The sequence below is a fragment of the Cupriavidus sp. WS genome, assembly GCF_000395345.1.
In the GTDB taxonomy this organism is placed as follows: Bacteria; Pseudomonadota; Gammaproteobacteria; order Burkholderiales; family Burkholderiaceae; genus Cupriavidus; species Cupriavidus basilensis_B.
Genome location: NZ_AQPL01000043.1, coordinates 1 through 24651 on the forward strand (window position 1 = coordinate 1; position 24651 = coordinate 24651).

The 24651-nt window shown below is 68.3% G+C and carries 27 protein-coding genes and 1 tRNA gene; 11 read left to right on the forward strand and 17 right to left on the reverse strand.

The window, feature by feature from the left end; genetic code table 11:
- The 3 genes from K206_RS0104295 to lpdA form a co-directional block, all read left to right on the forward strand.
- Positions 1-1037 (forward strand): dihydrolipoyllysine-residue acetyltransferase (locus tag K206_RS0104295; RefSeq protein ID WP_020201179.1); only part of this gene is annotated, 1037 nt, incomplete at its 5' end.
- Between the two features lie 105 nt (positions 1038-1142).
- Positions 1143-1760: an MFS transporter gene (locus K206_RS0104300; RefSeq protein ID WP_020201180.1), complete on the forward strand. Its 618-nt coding sequence runs from the start codon at positions 1143-1145 to the stop codon at positions 1758-1760.
- A 28-nt stretch (positions 1761-1788) separates the two neighbouring features.
- The gene (gene lpdA / locus K206_RS0104305) at positions 1789-3567 is read left to right on the forward strand and encodes a dihydrolipoyl dehydrogenase (RefSeq protein ID WP_020201181.1); all 1779 of its coding nucleotides are present in this window, start codon (positions 1789-1791) and stop codon (positions 3565-3567) included.
- A 219-nt stretch (positions 3568-3786) separates the two neighbouring features.
- On the opposite strand, the gene K206_RS0104310 is transcribed toward lpdA, so the two are convergent.
- From K206_RS0104310 to K206_RS0104320, 3 genes are all read right to left on the reverse strand, one after another.
- Entirely contained in the window at positions 3787-3984 is a 198-nt protein-coding gene (locus tag K206_RS0104310) for a DUF2892 domain-containing protein (protein WP_020201182.1), read from the reverse strand.
- A gap of 66 nt (positions 3985-4050) precedes the next feature.
- Positions 4051-4578 carry a rhodanese family protein gene (locus K206_RS0104315; RefSeq protein ID WP_020201183.1) on the reverse strand — a complete coding sequence of 176 codons (528 nt, stop codon included), beginning with the start codon at positions 4576-4578 and terminating at the stop codon, positions 4051-4053.
- Positions 4579-4604: 26 nt separating this feature from the next.
- The gene (locus tag K206_RS0104320) at positions 4605-4916 is read right to left on the reverse strand and encodes a helix-turn-helix transcriptional regulator (RefSeq protein WP_029043217.1); all 312 of its coding nucleotides are present in this window, start codon (positions 4914-4916) and stop codon (positions 4605-4607) included.
- A gap of 141 nt (positions 4917-5057) precedes the next feature.
- On the opposite strand from K206_RS0104320, the gene K206_RS0104325 reads away from it, so the two are divergent.
- Entirely contained in the window at positions 5058-5411 is a 354-nt protein-coding gene (locus tag K206_RS0104325; protein ID WP_020201185.1) for a carboxymuconolactone decarboxylase family protein, read from the forward strand.
- Between the two features lie 318 nt (positions 5412-5729).
- Here the strand turns inward: K206_RS0104325 and phaP1 are convergent, their stop codons facing one another.
- Positions 5730-6311, reverse strand: coding sequence for a TIGR01841 family phasin PhaP1 (gene phaP1, locus K206_RS0104330; protein ID WP_020201186.1), 582 nt, complete (start codon positions 6309-6311; stop codon positions 5730-5732).
- 428 nt (positions 6312-6739) lie between these two features.
- On the opposite strand from phaP1, the gene K206_RS0104335 reads away from it, so the two are divergent.
- The 3 genes from K206_RS0104335 to K206_RS0104345 are packed head-to-tail and all read left to right on the forward strand — an operon-like array spanning position 6740 to position 8934.
- A complete protein-coding gene (locus K206_RS0104335) occupies positions 6740-7669 on the forward strand; it encodes a histone deacetylase (RefSeq protein ID WP_020201187.1) in 930 nt (309 codons plus the stop codon).
- A gap of 59 nt (positions 7670-7728) precedes the next feature.
- Positions 7729-8187 (forward strand): thioesterase family protein, encoded by a 459-nt coding sequence (locus tag K206_RS0104340; RefSeq protein ID WP_020201188.1) that lies wholly within the window; start codon positions 7729-7731, stop codon positions 8185-8187.
- A 45-nt stretch (positions 8188-8232) separates the two neighbouring features.
- Entirely contained in the window at positions 8233-8934 is a 702-nt protein-coding gene (locus tag K206_RS0104345) for a nitroreductase (protein ID WP_020201189.1), read from the forward strand.
- A 274-nt stretch (positions 8935-9208) separates the two neighbouring features.
- On the opposite strand, the gene K206_RS44235 is transcribed toward K206_RS0104345, so the two are convergent.
- Positions 9209-9472: a hypothetical protein gene (locus K206_RS44235; RefSeq protein ID WP_231401550.1), complete on the reverse strand. Its 264-nt coding sequence runs from the start codon at positions 9470-9472 to the stop codon at positions 9209-9211.
- Between K206_RS44235 and pbpG the strand changes: the two genes are divergently transcribed.
- A complete protein-coding gene (gene pbpG / locus K206_RS0104350; protein WP_020201190.1) occupies positions 9465-10424 on the forward strand; it encodes a D-alanyl-D-alanine endopeptidase in 960 nt (319 codons plus the stop codon). The two genes, K206_RS44235 and pbpG, sit on opposite strands and share 8 nt — an antisense overlap.
- A 119-nt stretch (positions 10425-10543) precedes the next feature.
- Here the strand turns inward: pbpG and K206_RS0104355 are convergent, their stop codons facing one another.
- The 3 genes from K206_RS0104355 to K206_RS0104365 all read right to left on the reverse strand — a co-directional run bounded on the left by K206_RS0104355 (position 10544) and on the right by K206_RS0104365 (position 13683).
- Entirely contained in the window at positions 10544-11956 is a 1413-nt protein-coding gene (locus K206_RS0104355) for an FAD-binding oxidoreductase (RefSeq protein WP_020201191.1), read from the reverse strand.
- 26 nt (positions 11957-11982) lie between these two features.
- On the reverse strand, positions 11983-12711 hold the full coding sequence (locus tag K206_RS0104360; RefSeq protein WP_020201192.1) for a FadR/GntR family transcriptional regulator: 729 nt from the start codon (positions 12709-12711) through the stop codon (positions 11983-11985).
- A 183-nt stretch (positions 12712-12894) separates the two neighbouring features.
- Positions 12895-13683, reverse strand: a complete 789-nt coding sequence (locus K206_RS0104365; RefSeq protein ID WP_020201193.1) for an IclR family transcriptional regulator — start codon at positions 13681-13683, stop codon at positions 12895-12897.
- Positions 13684-13931: 248 nt separating this feature from the next.
- Between K206_RS0104365 and K206_RS0104370 the strand changes: the two genes are divergently transcribed.
- The 3 genes from K206_RS0104370 to K206_RS0104380 are packed head-to-tail and all read left to right on the forward strand — an operon-like array spanning position 13932 to position 16391.
- The gene (locus K206_RS0104370; protein ID WP_020201194.1) at positions 13932-14657 is read left to right on the forward strand and encodes a (Fe-S)-binding protein; all 726 of its coding nucleotides are present in this window, start codon (positions 13932-13934) and stop codon (positions 14655-14657) included.
- Positions 14658-14697: 40 nt separating this feature from the next.
- Positions 14698-16110, forward strand: a complete 1413-nt coding sequence (locus K206_RS0104375; RefSeq protein WP_029043220.1) for a LutB/LldF family L-lactate oxidation iron-sulfur protein — start codon at positions 14698-14700, stop codon at positions 16108-16110.
- On the forward strand, positions 16107-16391 hold the full coding sequence (locus K206_RS0104380) for a hypothetical protein (RefSeq protein ID WP_020201196.1): 285 nt from the start codon (positions 16107-16109) through the stop codon (positions 16389-16391). The genes K206_RS0104375 and K206_RS0104380 overlap by 4 nt, the downstream gene beginning before the upstream one ends.
- Before the next feature lie 69 nt (positions 16392-16460).
- On the opposite strand, the gene K206_RS0104385 is transcribed toward K206_RS0104380, so the two are convergent.
- The 9 genes from K206_RS0104385 to K206_RS0104430 all read right to left on the reverse strand — a co-directional run bounded on the left by K206_RS0104385 (position 16461) and on the right by K206_RS0104430 (position 24517).
- Entirely contained in the window at positions 16461-17255 is a 795-nt protein-coding gene (locus K206_RS0104385; RefSeq protein ID WP_020201197.1) for an ABC transporter ATP-binding protein, read from the reverse strand.
- A 1-nt stretch (position 17256) separates the two neighbouring features.
- Positions 17257-18150 carry an ABC transporter permease gene (locus tag K206_RS0104390; protein ID WP_020201198.1) on the reverse strand — a complete coding sequence of 298 codons (894 nt, stop codon included), beginning with the start codon at positions 18148-18150 and terminating at the stop codon, positions 17257-17259.
- A 148-nt stretch (positions 18151-18298) separates the two neighbouring features.
- Positions 18299-19270: an ABC transporter substrate-binding protein gene (locus K206_RS0104395; protein ID WP_020201199.1), complete on the reverse strand. Its 972-nt coding sequence runs from the start codon at positions 19268-19270 to the stop codon at positions 18299-18301.
- 338 nt (positions 19271-19608) lie between these two features.
- The gene (locus tag K206_RS0104405) at positions 19609-20670 is read right to left on the reverse strand and encodes an aldo/keto reductase (RefSeq protein ID WP_020201200.1); all 1062 of its coding nucleotides are present in this window, start codon (positions 20668-20670) and stop codon (positions 19609-19611) included.
- Positions 20671-20807: 137 nt separating this feature from the next.
- A complete protein-coding gene (locus K206_RS0104410) occupies positions 20808-21842 on the reverse strand; it encodes a quinone-dependent dihydroorotate dehydrogenase (RefSeq protein ID WP_020201201.1) in 1035 nt (344 codons plus the stop codon).
- A gap of 85 nt (positions 21843-21927) precedes the next feature.
- Positions 21928-22758: an arginyltransferase gene (locus K206_RS0104415; RefSeq protein ID WP_020201202.1), complete on the reverse strand. Its 831-nt coding sequence runs from the start codon at positions 22756-22758 to the stop codon at positions 21928-21930.
- Positions 22759-22834: 76 nt separating this feature from the next.
- Positions 22835-23587 carry a leucyl/phenylalanyl-tRNA--protein transferase gene (gene aat, locus K206_RS0104420; RefSeq protein ID WP_020201203.1) on the reverse strand — a complete coding sequence of 251 codons (753 nt, stop codon included), beginning with the start codon at positions 23585-23587 and terminating at the stop codon, positions 22835-22837.
- A 49-nt stretch (positions 23588-23636) separates the two neighbouring features.
- Positions 23637-24221: an NUDIX hydrolase gene (locus K206_RS0104425; RefSeq protein WP_020201204.1), complete on the reverse strand. Its 585-nt coding sequence runs from the start codon at positions 24219-24221 to the stop codon at positions 23637-23639.
- A gap of 220 nt (positions 24222-24441) precedes the next feature.
- Positions 24442-24517 (reverse strand) — tRNA-Met (locus K206_RS0104430).
- Positions 24518-24651 lie beyond the last annotated feature (134 nt).

Sequence of the window (24651 nt, forward strand, 5' to 3'; positions counted from 1 at the left end):
GCGCCCCGGCGCCGGCCGCCGCCGCGCCCGCGCCGGCTGCTGCCGTTGCCGCGGCACCGGCGCCGCAGGCCGCGCCGGCGCCCACTGCCGCGCCCGCCGCCGGCGTGACCGGCGCCGCCGCCCACGCCAGCCCCTCGGTGCGCAAGTTCGCGCGCGAGCTCGGCGTGGACGTGTCGCGCGTGCCGGGCACCGGCCCCAAGGGCCGCATCACGCAGGACGACGTGCAGCGCTTCGTCAAGGGCGTGATGAGCGGCCAGACCGCCGCCCCGGCGCAAGCCGCGGCCGCGCCGGCCGGCGGCGCGGGCCTGAACCTGCTGCCGTGGCCGAAGGTCGATTTCACCCGCTTCGGCGAGATCGACAGCAAGCCGCTGTCGCGCATCAAGAAGATCTCGGGCGCCAACCTGCACCGCAACTGGGTCATGATCCCGCACGTCACCAACAATGACGAGGCGGACATCACCGAGCTGGAAGCCTTCCGCGTGCAGCTCAACAAGGAAAACGAGAAGTCGGGCGTCAAGGTCACGATGCTGGCCTTCATCATCAAGGCCACCGTGGCGGCCCTGAAGAAATTCCCGAACTTCAACACCTCGCTCGACGGCGACAACCTCGTCTACAAGAAGTACTTCAACATCGGTTTCGCGGCCGATACGCCGAACGGCCTGGTCGTGCCGGTGCTGAAGGACGCGGACAAGAAGGGCGTGCTCGAGATCAGCCAGGAAATGGGCGAGCTCGCCAAGGCCGCGCGCGACGGCAAGCTCAAGCCGGACCAGATGCAGGGCGGCTGCTTCTCGATCTCGTCGCTCGGCGGCATCGGCGGCACGCATTTCACGCCGATCATCAACGCGCCGGAAGTGGCCATCATGGGCGCCAGCAAGTCGTACATGAAGCCGGTCTGGGACGGCAAGCAGTTCGTGCCGCGCCTGGTGCTGCCGCTGTCGCTGTCGTACGACCACCGCGTCATCGACGGCGCCGAGGCGGCGCGCTTCAACGCGTACCTCGGCCAGTTGCTGGCGGACTTCCGCCGCATCATCCTTTAAGGCGGGCAGGGCGCGCGCGGCCCGCCGCGCGCGCCTGTCGCCGGTCCGGGCGCCGCCCGCCGGCAGGCCCACGGCCCAACAGGAAGCGAACAGGAAGCGAAATCCATGACCACCTGCGTCGTCGTCAAGAAGGCCGGTGAAGTGGCGATTGCCGCCGATGCGCTGGTGACGTTCGGCGACACGCGGCTCACGCGCGCCTACGAGCGCAACCAGAAGGTGTTCCCGGTGGGCGAGAGCTTCGTCGCGCTGGCCGGGACCACGGCGCATTTCCCGGTCATGCGCAGCCTGCTGGCCGGGCTCGGCGAGGACTGCCGGCTGGGCTCGCGGGACGAGGTCTTCCGGACCTTCCTCAAGGTGCACGAAAAGCTCAAGAACGAGTATTTCATCAACACCAAGGAAGACGAGGACGACCCCTACGAGTCATCGCAGATCGTCTGCCTGATCGCCAATCCGGCGGGCATCTTCGGCGTCTACTCGTATCGCGAGGTGTTCTCGTTCGACCGCTTCTGGGGCATCGGCTCGGGGCGCAACTATGCGCTCGGCGCCATGCACGCGGTGTTCGAGCGGCCCGGGCTGGGCGCGGCGGACATCGCCCGCATCGGCGTGGACGCGGGCGTGGAGTTCGACAAGAGTTCGGCGGGGCCGATCGAAGTACAGGTGGTGCAGTTGCGCGACATGCCCGGCGACGGGGCAACCAATAACGACGGCGCGGCCCGCATCTGAGGCGGGGCGCGTTCTTGAGGAGCAAAGCATGAGTGTGATCGAAGTCCAGGTGCCGGATATCGGCGATTTCGACGCGGTGGAAGTCATCGAGGTGCTGGTCAAGGCCGGCGACACGATCGAGCTGGAGCAGTCGCTGATCGTGCTCGAGTCCGACAAGGCCAGCATGGACGTGCCCGCCTCGGCCGCCGGCAAGGTGGTCGAGGTGCGCGTGAAAGTGGGCGACAAGGTCGCCAAGGGCGCCGTGATCTGCACGGTGGAAAGCGAAGCGGCCGCCAAGCCGGCCGCCCCGGCGCCCGCGCCGGCAGCCGCGCCCGCCGCCGCCGCTCCGGCCCCGGCAGCGGCTCCCGCCGCCGCCACGCACGCCGGCAGCGCCGACATCACCTGCGAGATGCTGGTCCTGGGCTCGGGTCCCGGCGGCTACTCGGCCGCCTTCCGCAGCGCCGACCTCGGCATGAACACGGTGCTGGTCGAGCGCTACGGCACGCTCGGCGGGGTCTGCCTGAACGTGGGCTGCATCCCGTCCAAGGCGCTGCTGCACAACGCCGCCGTGATCGACGAAGCCAAGGCGCTGGCCGCCCACGGCATCCTGTTCGGCGAAGCCAAGATCGACCTCGACGGCCTGCGCCACTACAAGGACACGGTGGTCGGCAAGCTCACCGGCGGCCTGTCCGGCATGGCCAAGACCCGCAAGGTGCAGGTGGTGCGCGGCATCGGCACCTTCCTCGACCCGCATCACCTCGAAGTGCAGGAAACCGAAGGCGAGGGCAAGGCCACCACCGGCAAGAAGACCGTGATCCGCTTCGAGAAGGCGGTGATCGCGGCCGGCAGCCAGGCGGTCAAGCTGCCGTTCATTCCCGAGGACCCGCGCATCATCGACTCGACCGGCGCGCTGGAGCTGCCGGAAGTGCCGAACAAGATGCTGGTCATCGGCGGCGGCATCATCGGGCTGGAAATGGCCACCGTGTACAGCACGCTGGGCGCCAGCATCGACGTGGTGGAAATGCTCGACGGCCTGATGCAGGGCGCCGACCGCGATCTCGTCAAGGTCTGGGACAAGATGAACAAGCAGCGCTTCGGCAAGGTCATGCTCAAGACCAAGACCGTGGGCGTGGAAGCCAGGCCGGACGGCATCTACGTCAGGTTCGAGGGCGAGCAGGCGCCGGCCGAGCCGCAGCGCTACGACCTCGTGCTGGTGTCGGTGGGCCGCGTGCCCAACGGCAAGAAGATCGGCGCCGAGAAGGCCGGCGTGGCCGTGACCGAGCGTGGTTTCATCGACGTCGACAAGCAGATGCGCACCAACGTGCCGCACATCTTCGCCATCGGCGACATCGTCGGCCAGCCGATGCTGGCGCACAAGGCGGTGCACGAGGCGCACGTCGCCGCCGAGGCCGCGCACGGCGAGAAGGCCTACTTCGACGCCAAGCAGATCCCGTCGGTGGCCTTCACCGATCCTGAGGTGGCCTGGGCCGGCGTGACCGAAGACCAGTGCAAGGCGCAGGGCATCAAGTACGCCAAGAGCGTGTTCCCGTGGGCAGCCTCCGGCCGCGCCATCGCCAATGGCCGCGACGAAGGCTTCACCAAGCTGATCTTCGACGAGGAAACCCACCGCATCATCGGTGGCGGTATCGTCGGCACGCATGCCGGCGACCTCATCAGCGAAGTGTGCCTGGCGATCGAGATGGGCGCCGACGCGGTGGACATCGGCAAGACCATCCATCCGCACCCGACGCTGGGCGAATCGATCGGCATGGCAGCCGAGATCTACGAAGGCGTCTGCACGGACGTGCCGCCGCCGCGCAAGCGCTGAACGGCACCGTAGTCCTGGTCCGCCGCGAGGCCCGCCATTGCGGCGGGCCTTTTTCTTGCCCTTGAATCGCAATTAACGGCCAGATAATCAAGCCGACCGACCACGCGGCCATGCCGCGGCATGCCGGCATGCATGGCCGGGGAGGGGATGTGCGGGGGCAGCGGCGGACGCGCCCGCGATGGGGCGCGGCCTTGCCGCGGGGGGCGCTTTGTTCCTGCTTCACTTGTTTCCCTTCAGCGGGCAGGTGCTGAAGCCCAGGATGGGATACAGCGGGCAAAAGCCAGCCAGGCCGGTGAGCAGCGGCACCAGGCCCAGCCAGCCCCACCAGCCCACCGTGCCCGTGGCCGCGAGGGCAACCAGCACCACGCCCACGAGGATGCGCAGGACACGATCGATACCGCCGACATTGGATTTCATAAGACCTCCTGTTGACAACGAAAAAACGGACAAAAAACGGATTAGGAAGCGGACAAGAAAGACGGCTCAGTCCGCCATGACCCGGCGATTCCACGGCGCCTTCATCAACACGCGCGCCAGCCCGCAGTAGCCGGAAACGCCCGCGAACAGCAGTCCCGCGCCGACGAAGCCGGCCAGTGCCAGGAACCACGGCGACACGGTGATGCCCAGCGCGGTGCCCAGCAGGACCAGCGCGCCCGCGGCGATCTGCACCTGGCGCTGCAGCTCCAGTGGCTGGCGGGCATCGGCCACCACGGGCAGGCCGGCGCGCTTCCAGCCATCCAGCCCGCCTTCGAGCAGATAGCCTTCCCCGGCCACGCAGGCGCGCAGCCGCTGCGCGTTCATCTGCGTGCGGTTGCCCGAGCGGCAGTAGAAGATGACCACCGCCGCGCCGTCGGCCGGCAGCGGCTGTGCCGCAAGCCGGTCCAGCGGCATGTGGCGCGATTCGGCAATGTGCTCGCGGGCGCGTTCGTCGGCGGCGCGGATGTCCACCAGCACCGCGCCGTGGTCCAGGCGCTGGCGGGCCGCTTCGGGAGACAGGGTCTTCAGGGTCATGTCGGGTACGTCACAACAATGGTGGATCAGGGGCAGAAGATGTCCTTGAGCGTAGCGATGAGCTTGGCCACATTCGGGTCCTCGACCCGGTAGTACAGCGTCTGCGCTTCGCGCCGGTACATCACCAGACCTTCCTCGCGCATCCGGGCCAGATGCTGCGACAGCGCAGAAGGACTGAGGGCGACGAATTCATTGATCGCGCCCACGGTCATCTCGCCGTGCTCCAGCAGCAGGCACAGCACCAGCAACCGGTTGGGGTTGCCCACCGCCTGCAGCAGCGCGGCGGCCTGTATGGCACTGTCCTGCAAGCGTTCAAGATCGGATTTGCGTTGGGTCATGCTTCGGGGGCTCTTTCGGCGTACATCATATTTTAGAAACTTCTAAATTAGGATAAACTAAATTAAGCGTTTCGGGAAGGGTTGGCTCGCCATCCGGTCCGCCGCGCGATCCGCCATTCACCCTCGACAAGGAAGCTCCCCGTGACCACGCAATACAAGCAACTCACCCAGCGCATCTCCGGCAACCTCGCTCAATTGCACACGACCCAGGCCGGCGTGATGAAAGGCTTTGGCGACCTGGGCAAGGCCGCGATGGCGGGCGGCGCGCTCGATCCCAAGACCAAGGAACTGATCGCGCTGGCCGTGGGCGTGGCCGCGCGCTGCGACGGCTGCATCGGCTTTCACACCAGGGCGCTGGCGCGGCTGGGCGCGACCACGGAGGAGGTGCACGAAGCGCTGGGCGTGGCCATCTACATGGGCGGCGGCCCGGTGGCCATGTATGCCGCCAATGCCGTGGCCGCCTTCAATGAATTTGCCGCGCCCGCGCAGGCCTGAACAGGAGGGGAGGAAGGATGCGGACCGCCGCATCAGGGTGGCCGCGTGGCCGCGCGCGAATCAGGCGTGCCGCGCGACGGACTGCCGGCGCAGCCGGTCGATGCGCGCCCGGCGCCGGGCAGAAAAAAACCCGGCGCATGGCCGGGTATTAACGGTATTGGAATACAAGAAACCGGATACCGAGGAGACATCGGTGGAGGGCGGGGAACCGGTGGTTCGTGGTTCCCGCTTGCCTTCGTTGGCAAAACGCGCCGGCGCGTGCCATGCGTGCTTTGCCAACGAACCGGCCGGAGCCGGTCCGTCTGCCGCGTGCGCTGCTTAGGCGGCGGTGGTGGTGGCCTTCTTGGTCGCGGTGCGAGCCGAGGCGCTGGCTTGCTGGGCGGCCTTGGTGGCGGCCGAGGCGGCTGCCTGGAAGTTGCTTTCAGCGATTTCCACAGCCTGCTTGGTGGCCTTCTGGACCGACTCGTAGGCGTTGTTGGCGGCGCTGATCGCCGACTTCACGATGGCCACGGTGGATTCCGAACCGGCCGGGGCGTTCTTGGCGAAGTTCTCGACCAGGGCTTGCACCTTCTTCGAGCTCTCGGCCAGCTGGGCTTCGGCGACCTTGGTGAATTCCGACTGGGTTTCCGAGGCGATTTCGTACAGGTGGCGGCTGTAGGCCAGGGTCTTTTCGGCGACCGGCTGGACCAGCGAAGCCTGGATGGCCAGGAATTCCTGGGGATCCTTGGCGGACAGCGCCTTCTTGGCGTTGTCGACGTTTTCTGCGAAAGTCGCCTTGACCACTTGCAGGTTCAGCTCGACCAGCTTTTCAACGCCTTCGAATGCCTTGGTGGTCAGGCCGAAGATGGTTTCCAGGTTGGCTTTTTGCGCTGCAGCGACTTGTTCCGGGGTGAAGTTCATGCGAGTCTCCAATGATGAAGTTCAAGATCATGCAAAATTAGGCCGCCCAGATGTCAAAGCCATGACGAATAGCAGTCTCTCGTCAGCCAGCCCCAGGCGCAGGAGGTTGCCGACACGCTCCGCCTGCTTGGCAAAGTCGGATGGTGCGCCGCAACAATTCCAATTGTAGGGAAAAGAAAAAGGCTGTCAAGGTCTTCTTGTGCATTGCACAAATAAATCTCCCCGAAGTCCTCGCTGACCGTCCTCCCGGAAGCCGATGCCGGTGGCGCATGCCGCACGTGAAACCGTTGCCGGCACGGCGTTTCCCGGGCCGGGGCGGGGCGCCTGGCGCCGTACGCCCGCGGCGCGGCAGTGCTACCATCGCGGTCTGCCGGAAGCGCCGTTTCCGCAGGCGCAGCCGGCCGCGCCACGCCGGTTTCCCGTTGCCCATGCTTGCCTTCTACGCCGATCATTTCGTCCTGCCGCTGCCCGAGGGCCATCGTTTCCCGATGCGCAAGTACAGCATGCTCAGGGACGCGGTCGGGCGCGAGGTGCCGGGGCTGACGCTGGCCGAGGCGCCGCGCGCCGGGGACGATGCCCTGCTGCTGGCGCATACCCGCGAATACGTCGACAGCGTGTCGCGCGGCCAGCTCGATCCGGCGCGCCAGCGCGAGATCGGCTTCCCGTGGTCGGAGGCGATGGTGGAGCGCTCCCGGCGCTCGGCCGGCGCCACCATCGCGGCCTGCCGCGCCGCGTGCCGGGAGGGCATCGCCGTCAACCTCGCCGGCGGCACGCATCACGCCTATGCGGACAAGGGCGGCGGTTTCTGCGTGTTCAACGACGCCGCCGTCGCCGCCCGCCAGTTGCGCCGCGACGGACTGGCCGGGCGCGTGGCGGTGGTGGACCTCGACGTGCACCAGGGCAACGGCACCGCCGCCATCCTGCGCGGCGATCCCTTCGTCTTCACGCTGTCGCTGCATGGCGAGAAGAACTATCCGTTCCGCAAGGAAGCGAGCGATCTCGACGTCGGCCTGCCGGACGGCTGCGGCGACGACGCCTATGCCGAAGCGCTGCAGGGCGCGCTCGATACGCTGTTCGCCCGCTTTGCCCCGGACCTCGTGATCTATCTGGCCGGCGCCGACCCGCATGAAGGCGACCGCCTCGGCCGCCTCAAGCTGACGCTGGCCGGGCTGGCGCGGCGCGACCGCATGGTGTTCGACGCGGCCTGGCAGCGCGGCCTGCCGGTCGCCGTGGCGATGGCGGGCGGCTACGGCAACCGCATCGAGGACACCGTGGCGGTGCACGCCCAGACGGTCGCGCTGGCGGCGCAATATCACGCGCGCCGGCGTGCCGCCACGGCCGCGATGGCGTTGCCCTGACGACGCGCCGCCGAAGCCTGCCCTCCCGCCACCGATCTGCCACCACGCTCCCGCCACCGATGAAACCGACCGCCGACACGCGCAGCGCCTACCGCCACTTCCAGCCCATCACCACGCGCTGGATGGACAACGATGTCTATGGCCACGTCAACAACGTCGTCTACTACAGTTATTTCGATACCGTCGTGAACACCTACCTGATCCGTCAGGGCGTGCTCGACATCGAGGCGGGCGAGACCATCGGGCTGGTGATCGAGACGCAGTGCAACTACTTTTCCGCGCTGAGCTTTCCCGATACGGTGGTGGCGGGGCTGCGCGTGGCGCGGCTCGGCAATTCCAGCGTGCGCTACGAGGTGGGCCTGTTCCGCAACGACGAAGAGATTGCCGCGGCACAGGGGCATTTCGTGCACGTCTACGTGGACCGCGCCATGCGCCGCCCGGTGCCGCTGCCGGCGGCGCTGCGCGATGCGCTGCGGCCCCTGGTGCATGAGGCGCCGGGAAATGGGGTCGGACAATGAGACCGGACCATGAGGCCGGGGCAGTGAGACAACAAGGATAAACATATGGATTCGCAGCAAAGACGCGACGCCGCGGCGGTTGACCAGGCGATCATCACGCGGCGCTCGGTGCGCGCTTTTCTCGATACGCCGGTGCCGCGCGAGATGGTCAGCGAGATCCTGGCCGTGGCCAGCCGCGCGCCTTCGGGCACCAATGTGCAGCCGTGGCGGGTCTATGTGCTGACCGGCGAGGCCAAGCTCAAGCTGTCGGCCGACGTGCTGGCGGCGTACGACGATCCGCAGCGCGACAGCAAGTACCGCGAGGAATACCCGTACTACCCGCGCGAGTGGGTCAAGCCGTATATCGACCGCCGGCGCAAGGTGGGCTGGGACCTGTACAGCCTGCTGGAGATCAGCCGCGAGGACAAGGCGCGCATGCATGCGCAGCATTCGCGCAACTTCACCTTCTTCGACGCGCCGGTGGGCATGATCTTCACCATCGACCGCATCCTGGAGCAGGGCAGCTGGCTCGACTACGGCATGTTCCTGCAGAGCATCATGGTGGCGGCGCGCGCGCGCGGGCTCGACACCTGCCCGCAGGCCGCGTTCACGCAGTTCCATGCGGTGATTTCCAGCCACCTGCGGCTGACCGGGGACGAGATGGTGGTGTGCGGGATGGCGCTTGGCTACGCCGATCCCGCGGCCATAGAGAATACCCTTAGCACGGAACGTGAACCGGTAAGCGAGTTCGCGCGTTTCCTTTCTTGAGGGCGATCGCGGGACGGCGCGATGCGGGCCGTCCCGGTTGCATGCCGCCGCGCTGGCAAGTGCCGCGCGGCCCGCGCAAATGCGCTGGCCACGCGTTGCCGGGGGCGGCGTGCGGTGGAATTACCACAGTCCGAGTCGGGCGCGCAGCACGTGTTGTGTGATGCTTGGCTCGCTTTTTCCGTAATGCGGAATTGTTTGCAAATCGAACTTTAAAGAGGCTTCGTAAGTCTTTAATCTTGCTAACAATTTCTTTTTTTCCTAAACTGGCGCCATCCTAGCTGCGCGCTGAATGAATCATGTTCCGGTCTGATTCCTCCCTATTTTCCAGATTCTTCGGCTCTGTCCCTTTGACTGCGGTCGCGGCTTCAATGCTGCTGTCCGTTTCCATGCTGGCCGTTCCCACGGCCGATGCCGCCACCAAGGCGGAAACGACAAAGTCTAAAAAGTCGGCAAAAATCTCGAAGTCCGAGAAAAAGCCGGCAACTCCTTCTAAAACTGTCGCTGGGCGCGCTGCGCCGCGCAAGGTTGTCGTGCTCAAGAACGGCCGGCACCAGGTGGTCGCGCAACGCCAGGCGGCGCCGGTGCGCGCCGCGTTCACGCCGGCCAAGCCGTCGCTGGGCGAGGCGCTCGGCCTGCGCAACACCGAGGACTCGCTCGCCCTGCGCTCCAGCGTGGCGCTGGTGATGGACCAGAACAGCAACGAAGTGCTGTTCCAGAAGAATTCCGCCGCGGTCCTGCCGATCGCCTCCATCACCAAGCTGATGACGGCGCTGGTGGTGATGGACTCGCACCTGCCGATGGATGAAGTCCTGACCATCGGCGAGGAAGACCGCGACAACGAGAAGCACAGCAGCTCGCGCCTGCGCTTCGGCACGCAGCTCAGCCGCCAGGAACTGCTGCTGCTGGCGCTGATGTCCTCCGAGAACCGCGCCGCTTCCGTGCTCGGCCGCAGCTACCCGGGCGGCCTGCCGGCCTTCGTGCAGGCGATGAACCGCAAGGCGCGCGAGCTCGGCATGAACGACAGCCACTTCGTCGATTCCAGCGGCCTGTCGAGCGGCAACGTCTCGAGCGCCGTGGACCTGGTGCGCATGGTCAACGCGGCCTACCGCAACCCGACCATCCGCGAGTTCACCACGCAGACCGAGCATGAAGTCAACGTGCTGGGCCGCACCCAGCACTACGTCAGCACCAACCGCCTGGTGCGCGGCGGCAACTGGGAGATCGGCCTGCAGAAGACCGGCTTCATCTCCGAGGCCGGCCAGTGCCTGGTGATGCAGGCGCGCGTGAACGGCCGCAACGTGGTGATGGTGTTCCTCGACTCGGTGGGCAAGCTGTCGCGCTTCGCCGATGCCACCCGCGTCAAGGACTGGCTGGAGCATTCGCCGTCCGGCCCGGCGCCGCATCCGTTCCCGGCCTCGCCCAACCTGACGCAGGCGCCCGCCAACAGCCCGCAGGCCGTGCTGGCCGCCCAGCAGGCGCGCGGCATCTGATGGCCGCGGCGGTGGCGGGCTGAGCCGCTGCGCGGCCCGGGTCGTCCGCCGATGTCCCGTAATGAAAAAACGCGCCGTCCCCGGCGCGTTTTTTTGTCGCCGTCACGGCGGCGATGCGCTTACAGCAGCTTGCCGGGATTCATGATGCCGGCCGGGTCGAGCAGTTGCTTGATGCCCTGCATCAGGCGCAGTTCCAGCGGGTCCTTGAGGCGCAGGAAATCGTCGCGCTTGAGCTGGCCGATGCCGTGCTCGGCGCTGATGCTGCCGCCGTAGCGCGCCACTTCGTCCAGCACTTCGGCGGTCAGCGCCTTGCCGTGCACGGCCGCCCAGTCGCGTTCCGCGCCGGCCGGGCGCGACAGGTTGTAGTGCAGGTTGCCGTCGCCGAAGTGGCCGAAGATGAACGGGCGGATGCTGGGGCTGGCGGCTTTCAGGCGCGCTTCCATCGACGCCATGAAGGCCGGGATCTGCTCGATCGGCAGCGACACGTCATGCTTCAGGTGGGGGCCGTCCGCGCGCTGCGCCTCGGAGATTTCCTCGCGCAGCTTCCACAGGCTCTGCAGTTGCGCCAGCGAGGCCGAGACCGCCGCGTCGAGGCACAGCTCGCGCTCCAGCGCTTCGCCGATCACGCGCTCGAGCAGGGCGCCCAGCGCGGCCTCGTCGGTGGTGTCGGCCAGTTCCACCAGCACGTAGGCGGGATAGCGCTGGCCGAACGGCTCCTGCACGCCCTCCGCGTGGCGCAGCACGAGGTCCAGGCAGTCGCCGGTGAAGAACTCGAACGCCTGCAGCCGCGCGCCGCATTGCTCGAACAGCAGCTCGAACAGTTCCAGCGACTGCTGCGGCGACGCCACCGCCGCCAGCACCACCGAGCGCGCGTCGGTGCGCGGGAACAGGCGCAGCGCGGCGGCGGTGATCACGCCGAGCGTGCCTTCGGAGCCGATCAGCAGTTGCTTGAGGTCGTAGCCGGTATTGTCCTTGCGCAGCGCGCGCAGGCCGTGGAAGACCTCGCCGTTCGGCAGCACCGCTTCCACGCCCAGCACCAGCTCGCGCGTCATGCCGTAGCGCACCACGTTGACGCCGCCCGCGTTGGTGGCGAGGTTGCCGCCGATCTGGCACGAGTCCTCGGCCGCCAGGCTGAGCGGCAGCAGGCGGTGGGCCTCGGCCGCGGCGCCGCGCAGGTTGCCGAGGATGCAGCCGGCCTCGGCCACCATCGTGTTGGCAATGGTATCGACCGAGCGGATCGCGTTCATGCGGTCCAGGCTCAGCACCACGTTGGCGGGGCTGCTGTCGGGCGCGGCGCCGCCGCACAGGCCGGTATTGCCGCCGCGCGGCACCACCGGCACGCCGGCCTGCTGGCACAGCGCCAGGCAGCGCGCCACTTCGTCCACGCTGCGCGGGCGCACCACGGCCTGCGCGTTGCCGCGGTAAAGGCCGCGCCAGTCGGCCAGCCAGGGCGCGACCTGGTCGGGCTCGGTGGCGGCCACATCGGGGCCGAGGGCTTCGACCAGGCGGGGCAGGAAGGCGGAAGTTTGCATGGTGCTGTCCGGTAAGGCGGCGCGGCTCAGGCCGCTGGATGGGAAGGATCGGGGTGGCGCGGCGCGACCGGCAGGCCCAGCCGCGCGGCGGCGCCTTGCAGGTGCGACACCGCGGCCGCGCGCGCCAGGCCGGCGTCGCCGGCGCGGATGGCATGGAAGATCGCCAGGTGTTCCTGGTGGACCTGCTCGGACAGGCCTTCCTGCTGACGCGTGTTGCGGCGCGCGGCATGCACGGCCTGGTGCAGCTGCAGGTTCAGGTATTGCAGCAGTTGCAGGTAATAGGGATTGTGGGTGGCGGCGGCGATCGCCACGTGGAAGGCGGTATCGGCCTCCACGCTGCGGTCCGGGTCGTGCAGTTGCGCGCCGAGCTGCGCCAGCAGCGCCTGCATCCGCGCCAGTTCCTCGGCGGTGCGCCGCTGCGCCGCGAGCGCGGCGGCGGCGCTTTCCAGGTCGAGCCGCAGCTCGTAGAGGCTGGCCAGCCCGCCGCGGTCGATGCCGATTTCCTGCGGCAGCCGGAAGCCGCCGCTGCCGGTGCGCGACAGCACCGTGCTGCCAAGCCCCTGGCGGCTTTCCACCAGCCCCTGCGAGCGCAGGTGCTCGGTGACTTCGCGGATCACCGCGGGGCTGACGCCGTAGCGCTCGGCCAGTTGCTTGCCCGAAGGCAGCCGGGCGCCGACGGGATAGACGCCGTCGGCGATTTCCGCGCGCAGTTGCTGGGCGACCTGTTCGGTCAGCGTGATGGCCTTGGTTCGCATGCCCGGCAGGATACTGCTAATCAGGTTATCTGAAAACTAAGGGTAAACGCTTGATCGAACAAAGGGCAGACCAGGGGAGGGGACGCCATCGCACGGGAAAGCCGCCGCACGAAGCGGTGGCACGAAGCGGCGGCAGGCGGGCATGATGCACGGCGCGCGTCCGCGGGACGCGCGCCGCCCAGGTCAGGCCGCGGCGACGTCGGTCGCGTAACCCATGCCGCGCGAGATCTGCAGCGCGGTGTCCTTGAGGTTCTGCAGCCAGCTTTCCTGCAGGCGGTCGGCCGGGGCCGACAGCGAGAGGCCGGCGACCAGGCGGCGCGAGTCGTCGTAGATGCCGGCGGCGATGCAGCGCACGCCGAGCTCCAGCTCCTCGTTGTCGCGCGCGTAGCCGTTGGTGCGCACCCAGTTGAGCTCGCGCTCGAGCTTGATCAGGTCGGTGATCGAGGTGCGAGTGTGCCCGGCCAGCCCGGTGCGAGTGGCGTAGTTGCGCACGCGGCTGAGCTCGTCGGCCGCCAGGAACAGCTTGCCGACCGAGGTCAGGTGCAGCGGCGCGCGCCCGCCGATGGCGCGCACCACCTGCATGCCGGAGCGCTCGCTGTAGGCCCGCTCGATATAGACGATCTCGTCGCCCTGGCGCACCGACAGGTTGACGGTCTGCCCGGTCACGCGGTGCAGCGCGCGCATCGGCGCCAGCGCCGCGTCGCGCACCGACAGGCGCGCCTTGACCAGGTTGCCCAGCTCCAGCAGCCGCATGCCGAGCCGGTAGCTGCCGGGATCGGAGCGGTCGACGAAGCGGCAGGCCACCATGTCGTTGAGGATGCGGTGCGCGGTGGAAGGATGCAGGCCGGTGGCCAGCGACAACTCCTTCAGGCTGACGGGATCCGCGTGCTGCGCGAGCGAATCCAGCAGGGTCATCATGCGTTCGATGACCTGGATGGATGTCTTGCCGGGTTCTTTGTCTGCGTCTGCCATGAGGAAATGTTGCCATGCGGCAAATTAAGCGGTTGCCTGATTCTATCTCGCATTGTGAAAATTTCAATAGGTGAAATGCGATTGCCGAACAAAACCTTGCATGCGCCGGCCTCGGTATAAGCCCTAGGAAATGCGCTGACACGCACTTTTCAATGGCATGAAAGTAGTCCCGACGGCTGTCCGACAGGTGCGGCACGGTGCGCGAAAGCGCATAATTGCGGGGTTTCAGGGTCTGGAAAAGGGAAACAATGCGAGTCGGCCTGTTCGCCACCTGTCTGGTGGACCTGATGCGTCCGGAAATCGGCTTCTCGGTGCTCAAGCTGCTGGAAAAGGCGGGATACGAAGTGCTGGTGCCCGAGGCGCAGACCTGCTGCGGGCAGCCCGCCTACAACTCGGGCGAGCGCGCCGTGGCGCGCGACCTCGCCGAGAAATTCCTGCGCGAGTTCGAGATGTTCGAGTACGTGGTGATCCCGTCCGGCTCCTGCGGCGGCATGGTGCTGCATCACTACGCCGACCTGCTGCGCGACGACCCCGAGCTCAACGGCCGCTACGAAAGCCTGCGCGCGCGCGTGTTCGAGCTCACCGATTTCCTCGTCAACGTGGCGAAGCTGGGCGAGTTCGATTCGACGTTCGCCGGCCGCGTCACCTACCACGATTCCTGTTCCGGGCTGCGCGAACTCGGCGTCAAGAGCCAGCCGCGCGCGCTGCTGGCGCACCTGCCCGGCGTGCAGCTCAGCGAGATGAAGGACTGCGAGGCCTGCTGCGGGTTCGGCGGCACCTTCTCGGTCAAGTACGGCAATATCTCGACGGCCATCGTCGACGAGAAATGCGCCAACATCAAGGCCAGCGGCGCCGATGCCGTGGTGCTGGGCGACCTGGGCTGCATCCTGAACATCGAGGGCCGGCTGCGCCGCACCGGCGACACGCGCACGCAGGTGCTGCACATCGCGCAGGTGCTGGCCGGCGACGCCTGAGTCCGCCGGATCGGAAAACAACTTCAGCGAGATCCCCGCTATGCAAGTTCGCAGCATGGAATTCAAGGCGCGCGCGGGCCAGAAGCTGGCCGACCAGCGCCTGCAGCAGAACCTCAAGAAGCTCTCCACCAAGTTCGTCACCGCGCGTGCCGACGCGATGCGCGACATCGACTTCGACGCCACGCGCGAAGCGCTCAAGGAGCGCCGCAACCGCGCGCTCGACAATCTCGACGTGTGGCTCGCCACCTTCGAGGAAAACGCCACGCGCCGCGGCGCCACCGTGCTGTTCGCCGAGACCACCGCGGACGCCGCGCGGCTGGTGGCGGAGATCGCGCGCAAGCACGGCGTGAAGAAGGTCATCAAGAGCAAGTCGATGGTGACGGAGGAAATGCGCCTGAACCAGGTGCTCGGCGAGATGGGCGTGCAGAGCATCGAGACCGACCTCGGCGAATACATCCTGCAGATCAACGACGCCGAGCCGCCGTCGCACATCATCGCGCCGGTGGTGCACAAGGACAAGGAAGAGATCGCCGACCTGTTCGCCCGCGTCCACCACAAGCCGCGTCTGACCGACATCCCCGAGATGACGCGCGAGGCGCGCGAGGTGCTGCGCCCGCAATTCCTCTCGGCCGACATGGGCGTGACCGGCGGCAACTTCATCATCGCCGAGACCGGCTCGGTGGCGGTAGTGACCAACGAGGGCAACGAAGGCATGTGCACGGTGATGCCGCGCGTGCACGTGGCCGTGACCGGCATCGAGAAGGTGCTGCCCACGCTGGAAGACCTCGCCACCGTGATGCGCCTGCTGCCGCGCTCGGCCACCGGCCAGGCGATCTCGAACTATTTCTCGCTGCTCACTGGTCCGCGCGCCGCCGGCGAGCGCGACGGCCCCGAGCACATGTACTTCGTGCTGGTCGACGGCGGGCGCAGCGGCCTGATCGGCGGCGAGTTCCAGGAGATGCTGCGCTGCATCCGCTGCGGCGCCTGCATGAACCACTGCCCGGTCTACCAGAAGATCGGCGGGCATGCCTACGGCTGGGTCTATCCCGGGCCGATGGGCAGCGTGCTGACGCCGAGCTATGTCGGCCTGGCCAACGCGCTGGACCTGCCGCAGGCGGCCACGCTGTGCGGCGAATGCAACCGCGTGTGCCCGGCCTCGATCCCGCTGTCGGACCTGCTGCGCAAGCTGCGCGAAAAACAGATGGAACGCGGCCTGCGGCCCTGGCAGGAGCGGCTCGGCCTCAAGGCCTGGGGCTACGTGGCCAGCCGGCCGGGCCTGTACGCGTTCGCCACCCGCATCGGCGCGCGCCTGCTGGCGCGCATGGGCGGCAGCAGCAGGCTGATCGCCAGCCTGCCGATGGCCGGCCGCGGCTGGACCGAGACGCGCGACATGCCGGCCCCGAGCGGGCGCACGTTCCGCGAGCTGTACAAGGAAAGGAGGGCACGCCGATGAGTGTTTCTGTCTCTTCCACCGGCAACGCGCCCGCGCTGGCGGGCATGCGCGCGGCGCTGGATCAGCACCTCGGCGGCACGCTGGCGGCCGACGTGCTGGTGCGCAACTGGCGCGCGGCGGCGCCCGCGCTGACGCTGCCGCCGGTGTTTGGCCAGGCGATGGAAGAACTGCTGCGCCGGCTCGAGATGTCCGCCGTGTTCGCGCAGGACAGCTGCTCGTTCTCGGGCTCGGCGGTGACGGACCAGATGAAACGGTGGCTGGAGAAGGCGGCCGCGGCGTAGACGGCCTGCCGATGGTTTTGCGCCCCTCGCCCATGCATGGGCGAGGGGCGCAGAACCGCAACGCTCGAATCAGCTCAACAGCAACGCGTCGTCATCCAGTTGCTCGTGCCGCGTCTGCTCGAACATGCGCAGCAGGTCGGGCACGTCGAGTCCGGCGCGCTGTTCGCCGGACACGTCCAGCACCACCTGCCCCTGATGCAACATCACCGTGCGCTGGCCGTAGTCGAGCGCCTGGCGCATGCTGTGCGTGACCATCATGGTGGTGAGCTTGCTGTCCTCCACGATCTTGGCGGTCAGTTCCAGCACGAAGGCGGCGGTCTTGGGGTCGAGCGCGGCGGTGTGCTCGTCGAGCAGCAGGATGCGCGAGGGCTGTAGCGAGGCCATCAGCAGGCTCACGGCCTGGCGCTGGCCGCCGGAGAGCAGGCCGATGCGGTCGGTCAGGCGGTTTTCCAGGCCCAGGTTGAGCAGGCGCAGCTTGTCGCGGAACAGCTCGCGCGAGGGCTTGTTGAGCGCCGCGCGGAAACCGCGGCGGCTGCCGCGCGCCATCGCCAGCGCCATGTTTTCCTCGATCGTCAGCGCTTCGCAGGTGCCCGCCATCGGGTCCTGGAACACGCGCGCCACCAGGTGGGCGCGGTCCCACGCCGGCTTGCGCGTGACGTCGGTGTCGTCGATCGTGATGCTGCCGCTGTCCACCATCTGGTCGCCGCTGATGGCGTTGAGGAAGGTGGACTTGCCGGCGCCGTTGGAGCCGATCACGGCCACGAACTGGCCGGTGGGGATGTCCAGGCTGAGGCCGCGCAGCGCGCGCGTCTCGATCGGGGTGCCGGGATTGAAGGTCAGTTTCAGGTCTTGCGCGCGCAGCATCTCAGGCACCTCCCTTGCGGCCGAACAGCTTCTTGCGGGTTCCCGGCAGCACCAGCGCGCCGGTGACGAGCACCGCGGTGACGAGGTTCAGGTCCTGCGCCTTGAGGCCGATGAATTCGCTGTTGAGCGCCAGCGCGATGAAGAAGCGGTACAGGATGGCGCCGAGCACCACGGCCAGCGTGGTGTAGACCAGCCGGCGCGCCGGCAGGATGCTCTCGCCGATGATGACCGCGGCCAGGCCGATCACGATGGTGCCGATGCCCATCGAGATGTCGGAGCCGCCCTGGGTCTGCGCGAACAGCGCGCCGGCCAGCGCGACCAGGCCGTTGGACAGCGCCATGCCGGCCAGCGTGGCGCGGCCGGTGGCGATGCCCTGGGCGCGCGCCATGCGCGGGTTGGCGCCGGTGGCGCGCATGGCCAGGCCGAGCTGCGAGGAGAAGAACCAGTCGAGGCCGAGCTTGGCCACGACCACCACGACCAGCAGCAGCGCCGGGCGCAGCACGTAGTCCGGCAGCCAGTCGGGCTGCAGGATGGTGAAGATGGTGGATTCGGTGATCAGCGGCACGTTGGGCTTGCCCATCACGCGCAGGTTGACCGAGTACAGCGCGATCATCATCAGGATACTGGCGAGCAGGTCCATGATCTTGAGGCGCACGTTGAGCCAGCCGGTGACGAAGCCGGCGAAGGCGCCCGCCACGATCGCCAGCGCGGTGGCCAGGAACGGGTCCTGGCCCGAGGCGATCAGCGTGGCGGCCACGGCGCCGCCCAGCGGGAAGCTGCCGTCGACGGTCAGGTCGGGGAAGTTGAGGATGCGAAAGGAGATCAGCACCCCCAGGGCGACGAGGCTGAAGATCAGGCCGATCTCCAGTGCACCCAGGATGGAAAAGAGGGACATGGGGAAATCCAGTTGCTGTTTCCGGCACGGGAGGCCGGATCTGAAACGCCCGGCGCGCCGCCCGGGTCAGGCGGCGCGGCGCGGGCGTTCCGGGGGGCGGCCCGGATAGAGCCGCCTGCGCGCGTGCGCGCAGGCTCGGCGTGCCGTCTTACTTGATGACGGTCTTCGCTTCCTTGATCAGTTCGGGCGAGAGCGTCACGCCTTGCTTCTCGGCCGCGCCGGTGTTCACGAACAGTTCGAGCTTGTCGCTGGTCTCGGAGGCGATCGCGCCGGGCTTCTCGCCCTTCAGGATGCGCACCACCACCTTGCCGGTCTGGTGGCCGAGGTCGCCGTAGTTGATGCCCAGCGCCGCGATGGCGCCGCGCTTGACGCTGTCGGTATCGGCCGCCACCAGCGGGATCCTGGACTCGTTGGCGACCTTGACCAGGGCCTCGTACGCCGACACCACGTTGTTGTCGGTGTTGGTGTAGATCACGTCGACCTTGCCGATCAGGCTCTTGGCGGCGGCGCCGATGTCCACCGTGCGCGGCGCGGCGGCTTCCTTGAGCGCCAGGCCTTCCTTGGCCAGCAGCGCCTTCAGTTCCTTGACCACCACCACCGAGTTGGCCTCGCCGGGGTTGTAGACCATGCCGACGGTCTTGACCTTGGGCACCACGCGCTTGATCAGGGCGACCTGCCTGTCCAGCGGCAGCTTGTCCGACACGCCGGTCACGTTGGTGCCGGAGGCGCTCCAGCTCTTGACCAGTTGCGCGGCGACCGGGTCGGTCACGCCGGAGTACACCACCGGCACCGACTTGGTGGCGGCCACCACGGCCTGCGCCGACGGCGTGGCGATGGCGACGATCACGCTGGGCTGGTCGCCGACGAACTTGCGGGCGATCTGGGCGGCGGTGCCGGTATTGCCCTGCGCGCTCTGGTATTCCCACTTCAGGTTCTTGTCGGCGTCATAGCCGGCGCTCTTCAGCTCGTCGCGCACGCCGTCGCGGATGGCGTCCAGCGCGGGATGGTCGACGATCGAGAGCACCTTGACGGTCTGGGCCTGCACGGCGCCGCCGTACAGCAGTGCGAGGGCCACGGCGCTGGCCAGGATGGTCTTGGTCGATGTCTTCAGGCACTTCATGGTTATGATCTCCCCCGGATATGGGTTCTGGGTGGTGAGCCGCTCATTGTTTTTCACCGGTCTCAGGTCCGGTCCGCCGTCCCGGCCGGCCGCGGATCCGTGGCGGATCGGCGCGGGCCGGCCGCAGCCGTGGCGCGGCGACTTGCCTGGCGGCGGGCAGGCAGTCGCCGTGGCGCGACGGTTTGCGACGGCGATAAGCCTGCGAGGATACCATTTTCGCCGCCCGATTTGCCCGCTTTGCCCCGTTCCAGTGCGCCGGAAGGGGCAAGCCGCGGGTAGGGCGGGGCGCGGGTGGCGCGGCGCCAGGCGCGCGCCAGGCGTCTGCTTGCTGCGCGTTCTTATTGCGCCGGGTTGTTGATTTCGGCGTGGATGCGCTCGATCGCCGCGGTGACGTCTTCGGGCAACGAGCGCGCCTGCCACGCATCGATGTCCTCGCGCAGTTGCTCCAGCGAGGTGGCGCCGATGATGGTGCTCGCGGCGAACCAGCGCGAGTAGCTCCAGGCCAGCGCCAGCGTGGCCGGCGAGATGCCGTGCGCGCGCGCCAGCTTCACGTAGCGCGCCGATGCGGCCAGGCTTTCCGGGCGCAGGTAGCGCGGGCTCCAGTCGGCCGGGAAGCGGGTCAGGCGGCCCTTGGCCTGCGCGTCGAACGCCGGCTGCTCCGGCGTGCCGGCGAGGTACTTGCCGGTGAGCTGGCCGAACGCCAGCGGGCTGTACACCAGCAGGCTCACGTCGGTGCGGAAGCAGGCCTCGTCCAGGCCCTGCTCGAAGCTGCGGTTGAGCAGGTTGTACGGGTTCTGGATGGTGGCGATGCGCGGCAGGCCGTGCAGCTCGGCCTGCTTGGCGAACTCCGCCACGCCCCACGGCGTTTCGTTGGACACGCCCACGTAGCGGATCTTGCCGGCGCGCACCAGTTCGCCCATCGTTTCGAGCTGGGCCTGGATCGAGGTGCACTCGCGCTCCTTGGCCGGATCGAACTGCTTCTGGCCGAAGTTGGGCGCGTTGCGGGCCGGCCAGTGGATCTGGTAGAGGTCGATGTAGTCGGTCTGCAGGCGCGCCAGCGAGGCGTCCACCGCCTCGCGGATGCTCTGCGGCGTGAGGTCGCCGCCGTTGCGGATCCACGGCATGCGGGCCGGGCCGGCCACCTTGGTGGCCAGCACGATGCGGTCGCGCTGCTGGCGCTTGAGCCAGGTGCCGACGATGCGCTCGGTGCTGCCGTAGGTTTCGGCGCGCGGCTTGACCGGATACATCTCGGCCGTGTCGATGAAGTTGATGCCGCGCGAGACGGCGTAATCGAGCTGGCTGTGGCCTTCGGCTTCGGTGTTCTGCTCGCCGAAGGTCATGGTGCCGAGGCAGATGCGAGAGACTTCCAGGTCGCTGCGGCCCAGACGGATGGTTTCCATGACGTTCTTTGTCCTTGTCACACGGAGGAGAGTGGGATGGGGATGATACGGCGATTGGGAAAACCGCGTATGAGGCGCACATCGGGCCCACATCGGCCCCACATCGGCCCCACATCGGGCCCCGCACCAGACCCGTGTCAGCCCCGCAGCGCCTCCGCGCATTCCTTCACCAGCACCGGCCCGCGGTAGATCAGCCCGCTGTAGACCTGCACCAGCTGCGCGCCCGCGGCGATCTTGGCGCGCGCGTCGGCGCCGCCGAAGATGCCGCCCACGCCGACGATGGGCACGGCCTCGCCGACCACCGCGCGCAGGCCCTCGACCACCCGCGTGGAGGCCGCGAACACCGGCCGGCCCGACAGGCCGCCGGCTTCCTCGCCGTGCGGCAGGCCCTTGACCGCGTCGCGCGCGATGGTGGTGTTGGTGGCGATCACGCCGTCGATGCGGTGGCGCACCAGCGCGTCGCCAATGTTCCCGATCTGGTCGGCGTCGAGGTCGGGGGCGATCTTCAGCGCCAGCGGCACGTAGCGCTTGTGCTGGTCGGCCAGGCGCTGCTGCGCGGCCTTGAGCGTGGACAGCAGGCTGTCGAGCTCGCTCGCGCCCTGCAGCTGGCGCAGGTTCTTGGTGTTGGGCGAGGAGATGTTGACGGTGACGTAGCTGGCGTGCGGGTAGACGCGCTCCAGGCAGTGCAGGTAGTCGTCCACCGCGCGCTCGATCGGCGTGTCGGCGTTCTTGCCGATGTTCAGGCCCAGCACGCCGCCCTCGGCTTTCCACCGCGAGGCGGTGACGTTGGCGATGAAGGCGTCCACGCCGCCGTTGTTGAAGCCCATGCGGTTGATCAGCGCGTCGGCCTGGGGCAGGCGGAACATGCGCGGGCGCGGGTTGCCCGGCTGCGCGCGCGGCGTCACGGTGCCCACTTCGATGAAGCCGAAGCCGAACGCGGCCAGCGCGTCGATGTACGCGCCGTCCTTGTCCAGGCCGGCGGCCAGGCCGACCGGGTTGGGAAAGCGCACGCCCATCACGGTGCGCGGGTCGTCGGCGATGGTGTTGCCGATGCAGCCCGCGAGCCCGAGGCGCTTGGCGCGGCGCAGGTTGTTCAGCGTGAAGTGGTGGGCGTCCTCGGCATCCATCGAGAACAGGGCGGGGCGAAACAGGGGATAGAGCGCGTTCAGCACAGGGGATCAGCTTGGAAGTCGGGGCCAGGCCGGCATTGTAACGGCTGGGCCGCCCCGCGAGCGCACTGCGCGCCGCGCGTGGCGGCTAGAGCGTGCCGCCGGGCTCGTTCTCGCCGGGCTGCGGCGGGATCACGGGCGCGGCGGTGGGCGCGCCCTGCGGCGCCGGCGCGGCGGGCGCGTCGAACGGCCGCCACTGGTTGCCGGTCAGGACCTGGAGCGGCTGGTAGCGTGCCTTGTAGGCCATCTTGCGGCTGTGGGCGATCCAGTAGCCGAGGTACAGGTGCGGCAGCGCCAGCTCGCGCGCCTGGCGGATCTGCCACAGGATGTTGTAGGTGCCGTAGCTCGCGCCCATCTCCAGCGGGTCGTAGAAGGTGTAGACGGAAGACAGGCCGTCGTCGAGCACGTCGATCATGCTGACCATGCGCAGGCGCCCGGCCTCGGGCGAGCCCGGCGGCTCGCGGAATTCCACCAGGCGCGAGTTGACGCGGCTTTGCAGCAGGAACTGCTCGTACTGGTCGCGGCTGTCCTGGTCCATGCCGCCGCCGGCGTGGCGCATCGACTGGTACAGCAGGTAGAGCGCGTAGTGTTCCTCGACGTAGGTCAGCGGCGCCACCAGCGCCTGCAGGCCCTCGTGCTGGCGCCACGCGCGGCGCTGGCTGCGGTCCGGCGCGAAGCGGTCCACCAGCACGCGGCACGGCGTGCAGGCGTGGCATTCGTCGCAATAGGGGCGGTAGGTGAAGATGCCGCTGCGGCGGAAGCCCGCGCGCACCAGCCGCGAATAGACGTCCGCGTTGATCAGGTGGGCCGGGGTGGCCACCTGCGAGCGCGCCATGCGCCCGTCCAGGTAGCTGCAAGCATAGGGCGCGGTGGCGTAGAACTGCAGCGCGGAAAGGGGTAGTTCCTTTAGCTTGCTCATTTGTCTGCGGCGGCCAGGGATGAAACGGCGATGCAAGGGAAGCCGCCGCGCGGTGTGCGGCGTGCGCTCGCGGGCGCTAGCCGCAGGCCGTGTCCGGCGCCAGGGTCCAGTGCCGGAGCACTGTCTTGTCGAAGCGCCACGGCTCGATGTCCGGCTGGCGGGTGGCAAGGCGCACATGCGCCGCGAACTCCGCGCGCGGAATCGGGCTGGCGCCGAGCGAGGCCAGATGGTCGGTTTCCTGCTGGCAGTCTATCATCGCCACGCCGTGCATGCCGAGGAACGCGCATAGCGCGGCCAGCGCGATCTTGGAGGCGTCGGTGCGGCGCGCGAACATCGATTCGCCGTAGAACATGCGCCCCAGCGCCACGCCGTACAGGCCGCCCACGCGCTCGCCGCGGTACCAGCTCTCCACGCTGTGGGCCAGGCCGTTCTGGTGCAGCGCGCCGTAGGCGGCGATGATGTCCTCGGTGATCCACGTGCCGTGCTGGCCGTCGCGCGGCGTCAGCGCGCAGGCCTGCATGACCTCGGTGAAGCCGGCGTCGACGCGGATCTCCCAGTCCGGGTCGCGCAGCACGCGCCGCAGGGTCTTGCGGAAGGTGGCGGACACGCGCAGCGCCTGCGGCGGCAGTACCATGCGCGGGTCGGTGCTCCACCACAGCACCGGCTGGCCTTCGGCGTACCACGGAAAGATGCCTTGCCGGTAGGCCAGCAGCAGGCGCTGGGCCGAGAGCTCGCGGCTGGCGGCGAGCAGGCCGGGCGCGTCCGTGCCCGGGCCGAGCGCACGCTCGACCGGCGGAAACGGATCATGCGGATCCAGCCAGGTGATCATGCGGGATGGGCGGGTGCGCGGGCGGCGGGAGCGGCCTCGGGTGAAGGGATCAGGGCTCGACCGTGGCGCGGCTGGTGAGCGGGCGCATCGGCTTGTCGATGTCCAGGCTGTGCAGGCGGAAGCTGCCGTCGGCCAGCCTGCCCGCCGCGCGGTCGGCGAAGAAGCAGCGCAGCGAGTGGATCACGGTGGGGAAGGCCAGCTCGTCCCACGGCACGTCGGCCTCCTCGACCAGCTTGACCTCCAGGCTTTCCTCGCCCGCGCTGATGTCGAGATCCTCCAGCGTGGCCAGGTAGAACAGGTGCACCTGGTGCACGTGCGGCACATTGAGGATCGAGAACAACTCGCCGACCTGCACGCGCGCGCCGGCTTCTTCCAGCGTCTCGCGCGCGGCGCCCTGGGCGGTGGTCTCGCCGATCTCCATGAAGCCGGCCGGCAGCGTCCAGAAACCGTAGCGCGGCTCGATGGCGCGCTTGCACAGCAGCACCTTGTCCTCCCACACGGGAATGGTGCCGACCACGTTGCGCGGGTTGACGTAATGGATGGTGCCGCAGTTCTCGCACAGGTGGCGCGGGCGCGAGTCGCCTTCGGGGATGCGCAGCACGACCGCATGGCCGCAGTTCGAGCAGAATTTCATGAGGGGCGTCCGGGAGGAATGGCGAAAGTGTATCACCGCCCGTGGACGCTGCCGGAGCCGTGCGATGCGCTTGCGCGGGGCGCCCGGGGAATGTCCGCATGCTGGTGCGCGGGCCGGCTGCGCGGGCGGTGCGCAGCGCCGGGCGCACAAAACACGCACCAAACAAAAAACGCCCTCGGAGGGCGTCATTGTCTTGCTGCGTGGTGTCTCGACGAAGTGTTGGTTGCGGGGGCAGGACTTGAACCTGCGACCTTCGGGTTATGAGCCCGACGAGCTGCCAACTGCTCCACCCCGCGTCCGTCGAAGAAAAAGATTATAAGGCTATTCCTTTTGCATTGCAACACCCGATTCACAATTCCCTGCTAGGCGAGGCGGCGGCCCCGCCACGCGGACCGGGCGGCGCTCAGTCCTGCGCGCCGTCCGCGGCGGG